A 17,191-nucleotide genomic window follows, 5' to 3' on the forward strand; every position below is an offset into this window, starting at 1 on the left:
CCCTGTCGCGCGGGTGCGGCGGTCTGGCTACGCGCCGAACGAGCCTGCGTTGGCGATGTCGGTGTTCACCATCTCATCGAGCACGTGCATGACGGTGGTGGAATGCCTGTTGCAGACCTCGACGCCTTCGTCGATGCCGCTGTTGATCAGCATCTGGGCGTGTTCGAACGATCCACCGCCTTGGCCTTCGAACTCCTCGCGGACCGCGACGAGGGCGTTCGTCGCCGAGGACCGGATGTTCTCGAGGTGGCTGGCGGCTCCGCCGATGCTCTGCGCGAGATCGGCGATCTCGCCCGGGCTGTATGCAAACATTTGATAGTCCTTTCGGATAGGTCGGTTCAGGTCAGTCGGGTCACATCGATTGCGAGACGCCTTGCATGGCGGCGCGTGCGGCCGCTTCCTGCTCTTCGTACCTGGTCGCCGCGGTTTGCAGGGCATGGATCAGCTCGCCCCACTGGGTGTTGAGCTTCATCTGGGCGTTGTGGATCTCCTCGGTGGTGACCACGTTGGCCAGCGACGCGTCGCCCTTCCACCCGCCGCCGGCGACATTGTGCGAGGCCTGCAGGTAGTTGGTGAGAGCGCCCTCGGCCTCGTTGCGCAGATTCTCGAGCTGGCTGGCTGCGGCGCGCAGTTTGTCGGCGCCGACGACAATGTTCTGTCCCACTAGATATTCCTCTTCTTCAGTTTGCTGACGGGATGTCTAGAGCCTATTCCGCTGGCGCGGAGGTCTTTGCACCAATTTTTCGGTCAATCCTCCCTTCCGGAGCGGGGACCAACCGTTAGCTGCATGGTCCTGCCCTCAGCGGAACCGTCCCTGCCGCGTTCGTCGCGTCCCATATGGCCCGCGGCACCTGCGGCAGCCGGTGCGCCGTACAGGCCGCCCGTGCCGGCACCCGTCGCCGGGCCCGCCGATGTGGCCACCTCCGGAACTCCGGCTCCCGGCGTCCAACCGGTCGGCAACTTCGGGGGACCGGGTGCATTGAAACTGCCCGTGGGTCGGGTGAAGCTGGACATCACGCCGGCTCCGCCGCCGAGACCGCCCGCGCCGCCGCCACCACCGCCGCCTCGTGCGGCGGCATCGGTGGTGGCCGCCAGCGTCGCCTGGTCGAACTGGCCGACCTTGTCGATTCCCGCTCCGCCGAGGCCGCCCTGGCCCATGCCCTGCGACAGGGGGCCGAGCATGCCCATCGCCATCTGTGGCATCTGACCGAGCATCTGCGGGAACTGACCGAGCATCTGCATAGGCTGGGCGGCCATTTGCGGCAGCTGGCCGAGCTGGCTCATCATCTGCATCGGCATCTGTGCCATCGAGTTCGCTGGCGCGGCTGCCGCCTGGGCGCCCGGCTGCACCGCGCTGGACGCCTGGTTCACGCCGTTGAGGCTCTGCGACATCGCGGCGCTGGCCGCGCCGCTCGCCGCTGCCTGGCTGACCGCGGCGGCCTGGCCTGCAGGCCCTGCGGGATTGGCGGTGAGGGGGGCCGGTGGCGGCGGGGTGAGCAGCGCGGTGAGGATCGTGGTAACGATTCCCTCGTATCCGCCCATCTGCCCGGCGTTGTTCAACCAGTACCCCTCGTAAAGGCCGTCCAGAACCCCCATCGGCGGAAAGTTGATACCGCAGAAGTTCGTCATGGCCAGACCGGTCCACGTGGTGCGGTTTGAGGTGCAGACCGGTACCGGAATCATCGCCGTCTTGGCGGTGACGTATGCCTGCTCGATACCCGCGGCCGATACCGCTGACTGCTGCACCCAGGCGGCGAGCAGCTGGAGGGCGGCGACGTAGGGCATCGCCGTGGCCATCATGGCTGTTCCACCGGCGCCGACCCATCCGGTCGACGCCGTGACGCCCGCGGTGGCCGCCATCTTCGCGCCCTCGGCGGTGAGTGCTGCGGCGAGCGCCTCGTATGCCGCGGCCGCCGCGGCGATGCTGGCGCCGTTGTCACCGGCCATCAGCTGACCGGCGTTCACCTCAGGGGGGAACGCACTCCACTGGCCCGCCATGGACGGCTAGGCCCCTCCGATGGTGGCCGCAGCGGTGTTGATGGCCTCGACCGCGGTGTAGGTGGCGCCGCTGGAGCCGATCGCGCCAGCGAACATTTCCCGCATGGCGACGTACTCGGCGAGAATGCCGGTCGTAGCCGCGCTGCGGGCGACCAGCGCCGCGGCCGCGCGTACCGACACGTCGTCTGCGCCAGGGGGGATGACAGCGGAGGTGGGTCCTGCTGCTGCGGCCGCGGCACCCGCCAGGGTTGCGGCGCCGCCGCTCTCCGAGGTGGCCGCGGCTGCCAAGATTGCCGGATCGACGTTCACTAGCATGTTCTCTCCCGACTGACGTAGCTGCTGTATGGAGTCTAAGGCCGTTTTGGACTACTGCCGGACGCCAATTTCAAATCCGGGATCACTGTACGCCTATGTTTGCGGACCCGCCGAAGTCGGTGGAGTCGGGGGAGTGCTCCACCCGATGAGAGCACCCGTAGTACCTGTTCGGGTGAAATAGATCGCTTTGCCGGGGCGCTGCGGCTCGGCGTAGATGTCGGCAACGATCTTTCCGGCGTCCCTTCGACCGTCCATCACAAGAATGGGTGCAAGCGACGCGCGGAGTTTGCCGAGCACGGAGCTGCCGATTGCGACCTGGTTCCAGTTCGCCACCGCGGTGGCGGCAAAGATATGGAGTCCGGTGTCTCGGGCCCCCTCGACGTGCGGGCCCAGATTCATCAGCGGGTTGTCCATCGACGACCACACCCCGGCATCGTCGATCACGACGAAGATCTCGGGTCCGGAGTAGAACTTCTTCGTCATCATCTCCTCCTGCGTCGTTCCGGGGGGAGGCTGGCGACTCTCGAGTTCAGCAACGAGATCGCGGATCGCTTCGCGGATCGCCGTCTGCGTGTAGGCATAGTCCAGAAGGTGTGGCCCCTGAACCACGCCGAGCAGTGTCCGGCGGGGGTCGAGCACCAGTATCTGGGCCTCTTCCGGCCGGTAGAGAGAGATGATCGACCGGCACATGACCCGCAGGAAGTTGGACCGTCCCGACCGCGGTGCACCGACCGCGACCGCATGCGGATGGTCGGCGATATCGACATAGGCGGGCCCGAGATCGGTCTCCGAAAGGCCGAACGGCACAAGACTGCGCCGTGTGATCGGCTGGGCCAGTCGCTGAACCTCTTCGAAGGGCACCGCTTCGGGCAGCCTGCTCACGGTTGCGGCTTTCTGAACGCCCGAGACCTGCGCGATCAGCGTGCCGATGTCGCGCGTCGCCACCCGGACCCCGTCGGGTCGTTCACCGAGTTCAGGCACACCTATCAAAAGATGCATACCGGGCTTGGTCAACCCCCGGCCCGGCATTCCTTTCGGGACCTTCTTGGCGAGCTGGCGATTCATCTCGGAATCGCCCGGGTCGGTCAGCCGCAGCTCGATGCGCTCGGTGGCCAGCGGCTTGAGTGCCTGCTTGAAACCCTGCAGATAACTGGTGTGCGAGATGACGATGTGCACGCCGTAGCCCAGGCTGCGCCCCAACGCGACGATGTGATCGACGTACTGGGGAAACTCGGTGGCGAACGTTGCCCAGCCGTCGATGACGAGCACGACGTCGCCGCCCGCGACCGGGACCGGCTCCGGCTTGTCGCTGAACTTGCGCCGCCGGACCTCGTCCATGTCCAGCCCGGTCTTGGCGAACACCGCCTCCCGCTCGGCGACGATGCCCTGCACCGACGAGATGATGCGGCCGACGCCTTCACGGTCGACGGCGGGAGCGAGACCCGCCACGTGCGGCAGCCCTGCGACGGCCGACAGGCTCGGGCCTCCTGCGGCCACGCAGTAGAACTGCACCCGCTCAGGCCGGTACATCAGTGCCGCCGTGGTCATCGTCGTCGCGAGTGTGGTCGTGACACCGGACTGCGGCCCGCCGATCACCAGGGCGTTGGCGCCGAGCAGATCCATTGTGTGCACGTCCTGGCGGTGCTGGCGCGGGCGGTCCTCGATGCCGACCGGGAACGTCAGGCCCGGATTGCGGCCGTAATCGACATCCCATGGCTTGCCCCGCATCAGCCGGACCAGCTGATCGGCGGTCGCCGGTGTCTCCAGCGGCGGAAGCCACAGCTTGCGCGGCGGCCTGGCGCCCGTTGCCTGCAGCGAGTTCACGATCGTGTCGACGACGGTCGGCGGCAGCTCCCCGGGGGCCAACGCCACCGGCGCCTGCTCCTGAACGGGAGCGGGTTCGTGACCGTTCGTCTCAGGCGGTGCCAGCAGACCCTCGACGTCGGGGACCTCGGTGGCGGTGAACGTCCGCGGGGTGAACCACGTGCCCGCGGCGGCGACCTGGGCCGGGCCGCCGTCCTCGGGCGGCGGCACAAACGGTGGCGACGTGTAGAACGCCCGGAACTCGCGCGGTGGCCGCATGCCCTCGCGCAGATAGCCCGTGCCCTCCTTGCCCTTTTCGGGCAGATGGGCGGCGATCGACGAGCCGATGGCTTCGCGGGAGTCCTCTTCGGTGCCGGTGCGCAGCGCCATGAAGAAGCCGATCAGGCTGCGGATCTTCATCAACCGGTGCGCGTCGACGGTCTGGCCGGCCAGTTGGAGGAAGACGTGCATCGAGCGGCCCTGCCGCACGATGCGCCAGCACAGGTCGACGAATTCGGCCCCGAGCTCGCTTCGGAACAGCTCCTGGTATTCGTCGATGATCACCACGAGACCGGGCACGGGCTCCAGTGACGGGTCGACCATGCGCTTCTCGTTGTAGACGTTGAGGTCTTTGCAGTTCGTGGCCGCGCAGAGCGCGCCGCGCCGGTCGAGCTCACCTTCGAGCGCCTCGAGCATGCGCTCGACGAGGTGCATCTCGTCGCCGAGGTTGCTGACGCTGGCCACGACATGCGGAAACCGTTCCAGCACAATGCCTGCCGACTTCATCTTCCAGTCGAGAAATGCGACGTTGACCGTCTCGGGCGAGTGCGTCAGCGCCAACGAGGTGACCTCGGTGATGATCGTCTCCGACTTACCGGAGCCCGAGAATCCGATCAACACCGAGTGCATGCCCATCCCGTATTGGGAGGTTTCCTTGAGGTCCAGTTCGACCACTTCGCCGGTCGGGTCGAGCCCGATGGGGAAGCGCATCCACAGCCGGTTCTGCGTGCGGCGGGCCGACCACAGGCGGTCGACGTCCAGCTTGCGTGCGTCGCGAATCCCGAGCACTTCCAACAGGTCTCGACCTGGGCCGTCGGAGGCCGCAGTGGCCGTGGCCGCGCCGGCGGGCCGCCACGGAGCCATGCTGCGCGCGAACCGCTCCGCCTCGGCGATGCTCATGGAGTCGGCGACGGCGTAGAAGGCGTCGTCGAGTTCTTCGGGCAGCGATGTCACCGGTAACCCAACCCCACTCGCTTGCGCAGCACGCCGCCCGAAAGTCGGTAGGTAGTGTCGGGGTCGAAGCCGACGCCCCGGTGAGATGTCGCAGGCCCGACGGCTTCGAGGCCCACTTCGGGCGCCAACCGGATGAAGCACACCCGGCCAACGCCGCGCTTGCCGGTGGCCCCCGCCCAGTCTTCGGCAGCGCCGCAGTTGTCGTCGATGATCACCCACAGCGGCGGCGCCGAGGGATCCGGTCCGCCGTGCAGGCCGCTGGCCGGCGGCGTCCACTCCTTGCGGTCGAGCAGCTCGTCGCCGGCGAAGGCCTCGAGGTCTATGGGTGAGGTGAACACCAGCCTGCGCTCGCCGCAGCCGTCGCGCGCCTCGCGGTGCTGGCAGTGCGGAAGCCACTTCAGCCAGTCCCAGCTCTCCGGTGCCGACGTGACGACCATGATCTGCAGATCGGCCGGGCTGTGAAATGCCGCGAGTTGGCAGATCATCGACCTGGCGACGCCGCGCACGCCGTCCATGTCACCGACCAGGGAGATGCCGGGGCTGCGCTCCAGCCACAGCACCCGCGCCATACCGCGGACGTGCCGTTGCTCGAGGAGGAACTTACGAAGGGCATGGCCAGTCGCAGGCTCGATCTTGGACGCCGCCGCGATCTGGGGCTTGTCGACGGTCATCGCCAGCTCGACGCGCCCGGTGCCCAGCCGCACCACACCGAACTCAGGGTCGCCCGGGCGGCGTTCCCACATCCGGGGCGACCCCGCGACACTCACCAATTCCGAAGGCGCCCGATGGCTGTGCTTGCGGTGCTCCCACTGCTTGCGCGCGGCCTCCTGCACCTCGTCGCGGACCTCGTCGAGGCGGGCGAAATATTCGCGCCGGTACTGCTCGAGCTGGCTCCACGGCATCTTCTGGGCGGCACCGCGTCCACGGAAGAGCATTCCGCCCATGCTCATCAGCATGATCAGCGGGAAGATAGCAAACCCGGTAGCAAGCGATCGCTGGCCCGAGACGTACATCGCGATGATGAAGCCGAGGACGCCGACGATGAGGCCGATCGGCAGCACGATGCCCCAGATACTGCGCGGTGGCGGGACCGGCGCCGCGATCGGTGGCTCTACCGCGATCTTGCCTCCACCGGCCTCGGGAGGAGGAACCCGCGGTGGCGGCACGAAGGGGCGGGTGGTCACTTCGTAACCCTAACCGAGATCCTGCGCCGAGCAGGTCGGCAACTTTTGTGCGCTGATCAGCGGCTTGCCTTCCACGACTCTTGAGCAACCACATTGGCTCTGGCAAGCAAATCGTTGAGCTTCTCTTCGAGCGCGAGGTGGGTGAGCCTGCCGGGGACCGATTCGCCGATGGCCAGGCTGAGCAGCCTGCCGTCGGGTCCGAGCTGTATCTGGATGTCCCCGTCGGGGTCGATCGCATCGGTGCGCAGGGCGGCGAGCCGGGCCAGGATGGACGTCAGCTCGTCATAAGTAGCCGCCAACTCCGCCTGGCTGAATTTGACCTTGGCGGCGTCGTCGAGGTCCTCGAACCCGGTCACGACCGCTCATCGTTCAACGGCGCCAGGGTAATTCGGCGCATGATCGGTCCGCGAGGCGGATCGTCGTCGGAATCCGTCTTGGAGTCGGCGCGGTTTCGCGACGCTTCCGCGGCTGCCACGGTGCGGTCGGGCACCCTCCCGGTCACCGGCTCGGTGTGCGCCTGGGGCGGCGTGACGACCTTCTTGTCCGCCGGGACCTTGTCCGCACCGTCGCCACCACCCTGGCCGTGCGGCATCATCCCGCCCATCGGCATGCCCATGGGCATCCCGCCCATCGCGGAACCGCCCGATGCGGTGGGCGTGGTCGGAGGCGGCGCCGCACCCGCAGGCATGCTCGGCGGCGTGTGGGACGTCGACGGGGTGACGGGTGGGCCGAGCGAACCGGCGGGATGGGTGTCGCCGACGCCACCGCCACCACCGCCGCCTGTTCCGCCGCCGCCGAGTCCTTCCTTGGACAGCTCGCCCGCCTTGAAGTCGCCTGCCTTCTTCGCCAGCTCGGCATCGGTCGCGTTCTTTCCCAGGAGCCCGCCGAGCCCCTGTTGCGCGGTCTGGGCCAGACCCTGACCCGCTTGCATCAGCTGCTGCGGCACCTGGCCTGCCATCCCGGCCAACCCACCGGCCATCCCGCCGATCGACTGAAGCGCCTGCGGAAGCATCTGGGCGAGCTGATCGGCCCCCTGTCCGGTCTCGGCTGCTTCCGTCGCGCCTGACTTGGCCACTTGCTGGGCCTGGCCACCGACCGCGCTTGCGGCCTGGGCTGGAGCGGCTGATCCGGCGCCCGCCGCTACGGGAACTCCGGGTGGTCCCGGTACGCCGGGCGCCTGCGAAGTACCGACGCCGGTGGTGGCGTCGGTCACCCCGGCATACCGCGACGCTTCCGCTGTCGCAAGCGATTCGAGCCTGCCGAGCGCCAAGGCCGCCTGCGATTTCGCGATCGGATCGGTGGCCTGGTTGAACTGGCTGCGGGCCTGCTCGAACTCCTCCGGCTTTGGCGTCGCCAAGACCGTAGCGCTGTAGTCGTCGGCATGCCTGCGCGACTGGTCCCCGAGCGCGAACGACCGGTCGGCGATCGCGTTGAGGGTGGTGACGTACTCGTTGAGCCTGCCCGCAAGTGCGGCCGTGCCGGTCGGGCTCTCCCACAGCTCGGGCACCGCTGCGGCGACCTCCCGCACGGTCATGGCGGCGGTGTCGATGGCGACTCCGTTGTTCGTGGACGTGTTGCTGAACCCGGCCCCGTTGGCCGCCGACCCCTTGTGCACCAGCTTGGCGAACCCCTCACCGGTGAGCGGTGGCCCCGGCGAAATGGGCACCCGCGCGTCGGGCGGAAGCGGGGGCACGGGCGGCAGCGTGGCGAGGGCGACGTCGTCGGTGGCCTTCGACGCGCCTTCCAACATCGTCAGCCCGTAGGTGTTGATCTCCTCAAGGGTGCCGAACTTGGCCGCGACCATCATCAGCTGGGTCGCCGCCGTGTGCAGGCTTGCCGCCTGCGCGCACGCCGCCCCCCACAACGCCATCGAGGCGGTATCGAGGCGGAGCGCCGCGCCGCCCGATGTGGGATCGGCCGCCAGCGGCGCCGTCTCGGCAAGCAGACCCTGCGCCGAAGTCGCCAAGCCGAGCAGCTTCTGCGCGGCGGCCATGAGCCCTGGTACGTCGACCTTGATCATCAGCGGCCTACAGCTCCGCCAGCTTCCGCTCGGCGTCGGCGAGGTCCTGTTCAGTGGGCATATCGTCCACCGGGATCGACCTCCCCTCCAACTCGGCACGGATCACCAGCTGCCCCCTCAGATAGGCGACATCGTTACACGCCATGATGCTGCGTGCGATATCGATGGCCGGTCGCTTCATGGCGGCGGGCTCGATCTGCACGCCGAGGGTGTGGCCTGCGAGTGCGACCCGGACGAAGATGGCGTTGTCCGGCGTCGCGGCGGTGAAGGACTCCTCAGTCAAGGCGGACCGCCGCCGCGTTGATCTCTTCTTGGTCGGCGAACCGTTTTGCGATGGAGCGCAGGTTGTCGGCTGCGGCGCGGTGCGCGGCCTCGTGGTCGGCGAACGCCGATTCACGGCGCCGTACGACGTCGTTGGCGGCCGCCTTGAACTGATGCATGATCGGTCCGTGCGTGGCCACCAACGCGAGGATCTCCTCGGATGCGTTGCGGGCCACCGCGATCTCGTCGGCGACGTTGTCATGCTGCAGCGCAACCTGATTCAACAACGACGGGGTGATGCGGATGGTAGTCATGTGTGCTCCTACAGAAGGCGGGCGGGCCGGGTCTGCGCGGGACCGCTCGTCGGCGGCTCGCGATCGCTGGGCGGGTGCGGGTCGGCAGGACGGTCTCGCGCGTCGTCTTCCACGTCTTCGCCGGCTTCGTCGTCTTCGCCGGCTTCGTAGTCTTCTTCGTCCGGCGCGCGCTCGTCGCTGTCCTCGGTCTTTTCGGCCGAGTCCTCGGCGATGTCGGCGTGGCCTCCACGCTCGAGAAGACCCGAAACTAACCCGGCCAGCGGCGATGCCGCACCGGCCAGCCCGCCCGCCCCCTGGGCAGGAGCGGCGGCCGCGCCCTGCGCCGCCTGAGGCAAGGAACCGAGGGCGGAGCCGATCGCGGGCACCATGCCCGCAGCCTCGTCGGCCATCGGCGCACCTGCCTGCGCTGTCGCGGGCGCCATGGGCTCACCACGCTGCGAGCCCGCTAGCAGGTAGCCGCTGCCGAGTGCGCGGGTCAGCTTGGCGTGGTCCTCGTCGGTGAGTGCGCCAGCGTCGACGATGCCTTGGATCTCGGCGATCTTGCTGCGAAGAAACATCAGGAACTGACGCTCGCCCGCGGGCGTATCGAGCGCCGCGACCGGATTGTTGATGGCCTCGATCAACTGCCGCTGGATGTCCTGCAGCCGCGCGCGGCCGGAAACCGTCACCGCATGTGCGCTCAGGATCGCCTCGGTCAGTTGAACTTCCGCCGAGCGCATGTCGGAGTAACTCTTACTGAGCTCGTTCTGGAGTGTCCGGACCGCGTCGGCGGCCCTGCCGGACTGAGACTCGACGGCCGGTTGCGTCACAGCAGTCCGCCGAGGTTGTCCATGAGGTCCGGGCAAGGCGCGAACTCGGTCGGCAGCGTCGGTCGGCCGACGCCGTCATACAGCTCTTGGGCATGTGAGAGTGCCGTCAGCACGGTGCTGACCTGCCCGAGCAGCCATCCGTCCACGTCCGCCCCTTTCCTCGGACGCCAGCCTAACCCGCAGTACGGAGGCCTTTCTGCGGCAATTTCGAGGTTGGGGGCGGGCCTGCAGCAAAACGCCGAACGTGAACCCACTGCGGGAATCGCGGTGATTTTTCACAGTGAGCGCACGTTCGGCGTACGAGCTATGCGTCGAGATCCTGCTCGACGAGCTCGGCGATCTTCTTCAGCGTCGCGTCGTCGTCGCAGTGCACGGTCACCTGCGCGCCGTTGGCCGCACCGAGCGTCATGATCATCAGTGCCGAGCCGGCGTCGACGGGCTCACCGCCGTCCGTCGAAAGCGATACAGGCACAGCCGCGTTGACGGCGGCCTCGGCGATGATCGCCGCGGGCCGTGCGTGCAGGCCGATCGCCGATCCGACGGTCACGGTCATTTCTGCCATGGTTTCTCCTTGTGTGTTGGGTTGGTTCTGCGGATCAAGCGGTCGCGAGCGCGGGCGTTTCGTCGACGCTGGCGGCCGGCTTCGCGAACTGCTTGGCGGCCATGACGGCAAGCGCACCGGCCACGGTGCCGACGAGGATCGCGATGATGAACCAGATGATGTGGCCGATCGCGAAGAACACGAAGATGCCGCCGTGCGGTGCCCGCGAGGTCACGCCCGTCGCCATGCAGAGGGCGCCGGTTATCGCACCGCCGAACATCATCGACGGAATCACGCGGAACGGGTCGGCGGCCGCGAACGGGATGGCGCCCTCGGAGATGAAGCATGCGCCGAGAAGTACAGCGGCCCGGCCGTTTTCCCGCTCGGGCTCGCTGAACAGTTGCGGCCGCACAAAGGTCGCCAGCGCCATCGCGAGCGGTGGCACCATACCGGCGGCCATCACCGTGGCCATGATCTCGAAGGACGTCGTGGTGGCTGCGGTCAGCCCTGCGGTGGCGAATGCGTAGGCCGCCTTGTTGACCGGGCCGCCGAGGTCGAAGCACATCATCAGGCCGAGGATGACGCCGAGCAGGACGGCCGACGTGCCGGACATCCCGCTGAGCCAGTTGGTCAGGCCCGTCGTAGCCGCGGCGAGCGGGCGACCGAGCAGCATGAACATCAGGAGGCCGACGACGAGCGACGCGCACAGCGGGATGATGACCACCGGCATCAGCCCTCGGAACCACTGCGGGACAGCCCATTTGCTGATCCACAGCGCCGCGAAGCCTGCGATGAGGCCGCCGACGATGCCGCCGATGAACCCGGCGCCCACGAATACGGCCACCGCACCTGCTGTGAATCCGGGCGCGATGCCGGGCCGGTCGGCGATCGCGAACGCGATGTAGCCGGCGAGCGCGGGCACCAGGAAGCTGAAGGCAAGTCCGCCGAGGCTGAACAACACCGCGCCGAGGTACTGCGCGAAGCCGCCGGGCGGCAGGTTCCACAGCGAGTTCTCCAGCGCGTACATGTTGGCGAACGACTGGGTGCCGCCGTCGGGCTTGTTGGCGATCTCGTAGCCGCCGAACAGGAAGCCCAGCGCGATGAGCAGACCACCGGCCGCGACGAACGGGATCATGTAGCTCACGCCGGTGAGCAGGATCTGCCGGGTGCGGGTGCCCCAGCCGACGCCGCCGGCCTGCGCCGCGCTCGCGGGCGTCCCGTAACCGCTGCCCTCGACGCGGGCGGCGTTCGGATTGCCCGCTGCGGCAAGCGCTTCGGCGACCATCTTGGCCGGCTCGTTGATCGCGCGCTTGACGCCGGATGCGACGACCGGCTTCCCCGCGAACCGGCCCTTGTCCTTCACTCCCACATCTGTGGCGAAGATGACCGCGTCGGCTCGGGCGATCGTCGACGGGTCCAGGGGGGTGCTGCCCGACGAGCCCTGCGTCTCGACGTGCAGCGTCACGCCGGCTGCTTTCGCCGCGGCGGCGAGCGAGTCGGCGGCCATGTAGGTGTGGGCGATTCCGGTGGGGCAGGCGGTGATCGCCACGAGCGTTCTCGGCTCGGCAGCGACGGGCTCCTCGGCCGGTGCGGCTGGCTTTGGCTTCTCGCCGGGGTTGAGCACCTCGCCGACAAGGCCGACCACCTCGTCGGTGGTGGAGGCGTCCCGCAGCGACTGCACGAACTCCTTGCGGACCAGCGCGCGGGCCAGGCTGGAGAGCAGCTTCATGTGCTCGGCGCCGCCCGCCTCAGGCGCCGCGATCAGGAACGCCAGATCGGCGGGGCCGTCGGGGGCGCCGAAGTCGACGGGCGGCCGCAGGCGGGCGAATCCGATCGATGCCGTCTCGACATGCGGTGAGCGGCAGTGCGGTATCGCGATGCCCCCGGGCAATCCGGTCGCCGACTGTCCCTCGCGGGCCATGGCCGCGGCGATGAGTCCTTCTGCGTCGGTGGTGCGCCCGGAATCGGCGAGCCTGCCGACAAGGCGTGCGATCACGGCCTGCTTGTCTGCGCCCGCATCGACGTCGAGCAGTATCAGATCGGCGTCGATGATGGGCCGGGAAGCGGTGCTGGTCATGGCGATACCTTCGGTTGTTGTTGCTAACAGGCGGGGTTGGCGGCGGGGGAAACAGCCGAGAGGACAACGGCATCGAGGTCGATCTCGGCCGGGGTGGGCAGGGCGGAGCCCGGCAGGGCGGCGGCGGCGCTGCCGTATGCGACGGCCATCTGCAGCCGTCGCGGCGGCTCGGCGCCCCCGACGTCGGCGCGAATGTAGCCGGCCAGACTGGAGTCGCCTGCGCCGACGGTGCTGCGCGGTTCGATGGGCGGCGGGGTGGCGAGCCAGCTGCCCGTGTCGTTGACGAGGACGGCGCCGGCAGCCCCGAGGGTGGCGAGCACCGCGCCGATGCCGCGGTCGACGAGCCGCTGCGCTGCGAGGACGACGGGTTCTGGATCGCCCGCAGTCACTGCGGCTTCCAGCGCTTGCGGCGAGAAGCCGATGACGCCGGCGAGCTCCTCGGCGTTGGGTTTGATCAGATCGGGGGCGGCGCGGTCGAGTCCGTCGACCAGAGCGGCCAGCGGGCGGTCTGAGGTGTCGACGGCGACCATGCACGGGTACGGCGCGAGCAGCGCGACGATCTCGGCGAACCAGGTGTCCGGCATACCCGGCGGCAGCGATCCCGACATCACCACCCACGAGGCATGCTCGGCGCTGCCGACGACGGAACGGGCGAGTGCGTCGACGGCGGCGGCGTCCATGGGGGCGCCGGGCTCATTGATCTTTGTTGTCGTGCCGTCCATCTCGGTGACGGCGATGTTGGTCCGCACCGCCGCGGTGATGGGCACACAGCGAAACGGCACGCCGATGTCCCGCAGGGCGACCACCATCGGATCGGTGCCCGACGCGGGCAGCAGCGCCACGGCGTCGACGCCCGCGAGGGACAACGCCCGCGCGACGTTGACCCCCTTACCGCCGGGCTCGGTGGTCACCGAGCTGACCCGGTGCACCGCGCCGCGGGTGAGCGGCGTCGCGAGGGTGACCGTGCGGTCCAGGCTCGGGTTCGGTGTGACGGTGACGATCATGCGATCACGACTTCGATGCCCTGCTCGGTGAGTTGCTCGCGGTAGGCGCCGCTGAGCTCGGAGTCGGTGACCAGCGCGTCGACGCTCGACAGCGGTGAGAAGCTGATGAAGTCCTCCCGGCCGACTTTCGACGAATCCGCGACCACCACAACGAAGTTCGCACTGGCGATCATCGCGCGCTTAACCGCGGCCTCCTCGCTGTCGGGGGTGGACAGTCCATGCCGGACGCTGATGCCGTTGGTGCCGATGAACGCGATGTCGACACGCAATGTCTCGAGCACGCGCAGTACGTGCTCGCCGACGGCCGCCTGGGTGAGGCCGCGCACCCGGCCGCCCAGCAGTTGCAGCGACACCGACGGCACTGCGGCCAGCCGGGCCGCGATGGGTACCGAGTTCGTCACGACGTTCAGCTCGCGATCGGACGGCAGCGCGGCGGCGACCCGGCTTGTGGTGGTGCCCGCGTCGAGCAGCACGCTGGCGCCGCTACGCGGAAAGAACTCGGCCGCTGCCGCGGCGATGGCGTCCTTGTGCTCGGCGCGGGTGTTCTCGCGCTCTCCGACGCCGGACTCGACCAACTTCAACGCACGCACAGGTACGGCGCCGCCGTGTACGCGCCGCAGCAGCCCGGCGCGATCGAGGACGGCGAGGTCGCGGCGGACCGTCTCGGTGGTGACGTCGTAGGTCTCAGCCAACTCGGCCACGGAGGCGCGGCCCTGGCTGATCACCAGCGAGGCGATCGCTTGCTGACGCTCTTCGGCATACATGGCGCTCCGTCTGTGTGGGTTTAGGCCCATATGAATGTTGATATCTGTTGTTTTACTCCTGAACATGTTGACTTGTCAATGGTTAGTTTGTAACCTGCTTCACATGACCGCACCATCGCCGTCCACGTCACTCGCCGCTTCCTCCGGATCGGAAACGCCGCCAGCGGGCACCGTTCTGCAGGGCGTTCCCGTGGTCGCGGGTATCCAGTACGGCCCCGTCATCAGGCCCGGTCGCCTCCCGGTGCTCGACAACGTCGATGCGCCGCCCGAGGTGGAAGAGGAAGAGCGTCCTGCGGAGGCGGCGCGCTTCACCGCGGCGGCCAACGCGGTGGCTGCCCGGCTGCGCGACCGCGCCGCGCATGCGACCGGCGCCGCGTCGGAGGTGCTGGCCGCGACGGCCACCCTGGCGCAGGACCGCGCCTGGCTGGGCGCCGCAGAGAAGCTGATCAACGCAGGCGCCCCTGCGCCGCGGGCCGTGGTTGCGGCCGTCGACCAGTTCGTGGACCTCTTCACACAGCTCGGCGGCCTGATGGCCGAACGCGTCACCGATCTGCGTGACATCCGCGACCGGGTCATCGCCGAACTCAGCGGACTGCCCGAGCCCGGCGTGCCGCTACCCGATGTGCCGTCGGTGCTGCTGGCCGACGACCTCGCACCCGCCGACACCGCGGGCCTTGACCCCGCACTCGTCGTGGCGCTGGCCACCACGTTGGGCGGACCGACCAGCCACACCGCGATCATCGCCCGCCAACTCGGCCTGCCGTGCGTGGTCGCGGTCGACGGCCTCGATGTGGTCGGCGCGGGCGCGATGGTGCTCGTCGACGGCACGCGCGGCACCGTCACCGTCGCACCGGATGCCGCGGCAGCGGCGGAGGCCGTGGCGTCGGCCAAGCAGGAGGCGGAACTCGCGGCGCAATGGGGCGGCCCCGGCGCGACGTCGGACGGCCACGCCGTCGCCGTGCTCGCCAACGTGCAGGACGGCGCAGCGGCCCGCAGTGCCCGCGAGACACCCGCCGAAGGCGTGGGACTGTTCCGTACCGAGCTGTGCTTCCTCAACCGCGACACCGAGCCCAGCGTCGACGAGCAGGCGCAGATCTACGGGGAGGTGCTCGATGCCTTCGCCGGCCACAAGGTCGTCGTGCGGACGCTCGACGCCGGCTCGGACAAGCCGTTGAAGTTCGCCGGGCATCCCGATGAGGCCAACCCGGCGCTCGGGGTGCGGGGGATCCGGATCGCCGACGGCAACCCGGGGATTCTCGAGCGTCAGCTGGACGCCATCGCCGCGGCGGGCAAGGCCACCGGCAACGCTCCGTGGGTGATGGCGCCGATGATCGCGACCGTCGATGAGGCGAGCCGCTTTGCCGCTCAGGTCCGCATCCGCGGCCTGGCCCCCGGTGTGATGATCGAGGTGCCTGCTGCGGCTCTGCTCGCTGACCGGATCCTGGAACACGTCGACTTCCTGTCGATCGGGACCAATGACCTTGCGCAGTACACGATGGCCGCCGACCGGATGTCGGCCGAGCTGGCGACCCTCACCGACCCGTGGCAGCCCGCGGTGCTTGCTTTGGTCGCGATGGCCGCCAGGGCGGGTGCGGCCGTCGGCAAGCCGGTCGGCGTGTGCGGCGAGGCCGCCGCCGACCCGCTGTTGGCATGCGTTCTCACGGGGCTCGGGGTGTCGTCGCTGTCTGCTGCGGCGGCGGCGGTGAACGGCGTCGGCGCCAAGCTCTCGCAGGTGACTCTTCAGCAGTGCCGTGAGGCGGGCGACGCCGTGTTGGCGACCGGTAGCGCCGCCGAGGCACGGGCCGCCGCGCTTGAAGTGCTGGGCTAGGAATTAATCGGACCGCAGTCCGGTTCTATGCGACATGCCTGCTATCACCGCTGACACCCTGACCTTGCCGAGGCTTTCTGCGCCTACGGCAGCCGACACCGAGCGGCCCGTCCGCTCCATCACCACCGGGCCGCGCGGTTACGAAGGCGAGGGCTTTCCCGTCGTGCGCGCCTTCGCCGGCGTGAGCTCCGCCGACCTCGACCCCTTCGTCCACATGGACCAGATGGGCGAGGTCGAATACCAGCCCGGCGAACCGAGGGGCACCGACTGGCACCCCCACCGCGGCTTCGAAACGGTCACGTACATGATCGACGGCCGCTTCGCCCACCAGGACAGCCACGGCGGCGGAGGCCTGATCACCGACGGCGCCACGCAGTGGATGACCGCGGGCTCCGGCATCCTGCACATCGAGACCCCGCCCGCCGAGCTCGTCGAAAGCGGCGGCATGTTCCACGGCATCCAGCTGTGGGTGAACCTGCCGCGCAAGGACAAGTTCGCGACGCCGCGCTACCAGGCGATCGAGGGCAACGAGGTCAAACTGCTCTCGTCTGAAGATGGCGGCGCCCTGGTTCGCGTCATCGCCGGTGACGTCGACGGACATGGCGGCCCTGGTTCCACCCACACTCCGATCACTCTGGCGCACAGCACCATCGAGCCCGGTGCCCGGTTGAGCCTGCCGTGGAACCGCGACTTCAACGCGCTGGTGTACGTGCTGTCGGGCCGCGGCACTGTCGGTCCGGTAGGGCATCCGATCCACGAAGGCCAGCTCGCGGTGTTCGGTCCCGGTGACCGCATCACCGTCGCCGCCGAAGGGGCGCTGGGGGTACCACCCGGCCGAAGGCGAGGGGGAGAATCGCGGCGGCCCGCCATGGAAGTGCTGGTCCTGGGCGGCGAGCCGATCCGCGAGCCCGTTGTCGCCTACGGGCCGTTCGTGATGAACTCCAAGGCCGAACTGGTCAAGGCGCTGGAGGACTACAACGCGGGCAAGTTCGGCACGATCCCGCCGAACGCCCTGATGCCGCACAGCGTTTCGTAACAAA

The 17,191-nt window shown here is 68.8% G+C and carries 18 protein-coding genes; 2 read left to right on the top strand and 16 right to left on the bottom strand.

Going from position 1 to position 17,191, the window contains the following annotated elements; translation table 11 throughout:
• Positions 1-27 precede the first annotated feature (27 nt).
• The 16 genes from C6A82_RS00315 to C6A82_RS00390 all read right to left on the bottom strand — a co-directional run bounded on the left by C6A82_RS00315 (position 28) and on the right by C6A82_RS00390 (position 14,323).
• Positions 28-312 carry a WXG100 family type VII secretion target gene (locus C6A82_RS00315; protein WP_105342192.1) on the bottom strand — a complete coding sequence of 95 codons (285 nt, stop codon included), beginning with the start codon at positions 310-312 and terminating at the stop codon, positions 28-30.
• 40 nt (positions 313-352) lie between these two features.
• Complete coding sequence (locus C6A82_RS00320; RefSeq protein ID WP_105342190.1) at positions 353-664, bottom strand: WXG100 family type VII secretion target; 312 nt, start codon at positions 662-664, stop codon at positions 353-355.
• A gap of 83 nt (positions 665-747) precedes the next feature.
• Positions 748-1,998, bottom strand: a complete 1,251-nt coding sequence (locus C6A82_RS00325) for a PPE family protein (protein WP_105342188.1) — start codon at positions 1,996-1,998, stop codon at positions 748-750.
• A gap of 6 nt (positions 1,999-2,004) precedes the next feature.
• The gene (locus C6A82_RS00330; protein ID WP_105342187.1) at positions 2,005-2,313 is read right to left on the bottom strand and encodes a PE domain-containing protein; all 309 of its coding nucleotides are present in this window, start codon (positions 2,311-2,313) and stop codon (positions 2,005-2,007) included.
• Positions 2,314-2,406: 93 nt separating this feature from the next.
• A complete protein-coding gene (eccCb, locus tag C6A82_RS00335) occupies positions 2,407-5,349 on the bottom strand; it encodes a type VII secretion protein EccCb (protein ID WP_311101578.1) in 2,943 nt (980 codons plus the stop codon).
• Positions 5,346-6,533 (bottom strand): hypothetical protein, encoded by a 1,188-nt coding sequence (locus C6A82_RS00340; RefSeq protein ID WP_233216729.1) that lies wholly within the window; start codon positions 6,531-6,533, stop codon positions 5,346-5,348. The genes eccCb and C6A82_RS00340 overlap by 4 nt, the downstream gene beginning before the upstream one ends.
• 56 nt (positions 6,534-6,589) lie before the next feature.
• A complete protein-coding gene (locus C6A82_RS00345) occupies positions 6,590-6,889 on the bottom strand; it encodes a hypothetical protein (RefSeq protein WP_105341832.1) in 300 nt (99 codons plus the stop codon).
• Positions 6,886-8,553, bottom strand: a complete 1,668-nt coding sequence (locus tag C6A82_RS00350) for a hypothetical protein (RefSeq protein WP_105341830.1) — start codon at positions 8,551-8,553, stop codon at positions 6,886-6,888. The genes C6A82_RS00345 and C6A82_RS00350 overlap by 4 nt, the downstream gene beginning before the upstream one ends.
• Before the next feature lie 7 nt (positions 8,554-8,560).
• On the bottom strand, positions 8,561-8,836 hold the full coding sequence (locus tag C6A82_RS00355; RefSeq protein ID WP_233216728.1) for a DUF2694 family protein: 276 nt from the start codon (positions 8,834-8,836) through the stop codon (positions 8,561-8,563).
• A complete protein-coding gene (locus C6A82_RS00360) occupies positions 8,829-9,128 on the bottom strand; it encodes a type VII secretion target (RefSeq protein ID WP_233216727.1) in 300 nt (99 codons plus the stop codon). Before C6A82_RS00360 ends, C6A82_RS00355 begins: the two co-directional genes overlap by 8 nt.
• An 8-nt stretch (positions 9,129-9,136) precedes the next feature.
• Positions 9,137-9,937 carry a DUF4226 domain-containing protein gene (locus C6A82_RS00365; RefSeq protein WP_311101582.1) on the bottom strand — a complete coding sequence of 267 codons (801 nt, stop codon included), beginning with the start codon at positions 9,935-9,937 and terminating at the stop codon, positions 9,137-9,139.
• Positions 9,934-10,083 carry a hypothetical protein gene (locus C6A82_RS00370; protein WP_158261576.1) on the bottom strand — a complete coding sequence of 50 codons (150 nt, stop codon included), beginning with the start codon at positions 10,081-10,083 and terminating at the stop codon, positions 9,934-9,936. The genes C6A82_RS00365 and C6A82_RS00370 overlap by 4 nt, the downstream gene beginning before the upstream one ends.
• Before the next feature lie 158 nt (positions 10,084-10,241).
• A complete protein-coding gene (locus C6A82_RS00375) occupies positions 10,242-10,499 on the bottom strand; it encodes an HPr family phosphocarrier protein (RefSeq protein WP_105341201.1) in 258 nt (85 codons plus the stop codon).
• 34 nt (positions 10,500-10,533) lie between these two features.
• Complete coding sequence (locus C6A82_RS00380; RefSeq protein WP_311101583.1) at positions 10,534-12,555, bottom strand: fructose-specific PTS transporter subunit EIIC; 2,022 nt, start codon at positions 12,553-12,555, stop codon at positions 10,534-10,536.
• 23 nt (positions 12,556-12,578) lie between these two features.
• Positions 12,579-13,559, bottom strand: coding sequence for a 1-phosphofructokinase family hexose kinase (locus tag C6A82_RS00385; protein ID WP_105341950.1), 981 nt, complete (start codon positions 13,557-13,559; stop codon positions 12,579-12,581).
• On the bottom strand, positions 13,556-14,323 hold the full coding sequence (locus C6A82_RS00390; RefSeq protein ID WP_105341948.1) for a DeoR/GlpR family DNA-binding transcription regulator: 768 nt from the start codon (positions 14,321-14,323) through the stop codon (positions 13,556-13,558). The genes C6A82_RS00385 and C6A82_RS00390 overlap by 4 nt, the downstream gene beginning before the upstream one ends.
• Before the next feature lie 103 nt (positions 14,324-14,426).
• Between C6A82_RS00390 and C6A82_RS00395 the strand changes: the two genes are divergently transcribed.
• Positions 14,427-16,151: a putative PEP-binding protein gene (locus C6A82_RS00395; RefSeq protein ID WP_199193593.1), complete on the top strand. Its 1,725-nt coding sequence runs from the start codon at positions 14,427-14,429 to the stop codon at positions 16,149-16,151.
• A 34-nt stretch (positions 16,152-16,185) separates the two neighbouring features.
• Positions 16,186-17,187, top strand: coding sequence for a pirin family protein (locus tag C6A82_RS00400; RefSeq protein WP_311101585.1), 1,002 nt, complete (start codon positions 16,186-16,188; stop codon positions 17,185-17,187).
• Positions 17,188-17,191 lie beyond the last annotated feature (4 nt).

The organism is Mycobacterium sp. ITM-2016-00318, from assembly GCF_002968285.2.
Lineage (GTDB): Bacteria > Actinomycetota > Actinomycetes > Mycobacteriales > Mycobacteriaceae > Mycobacterium.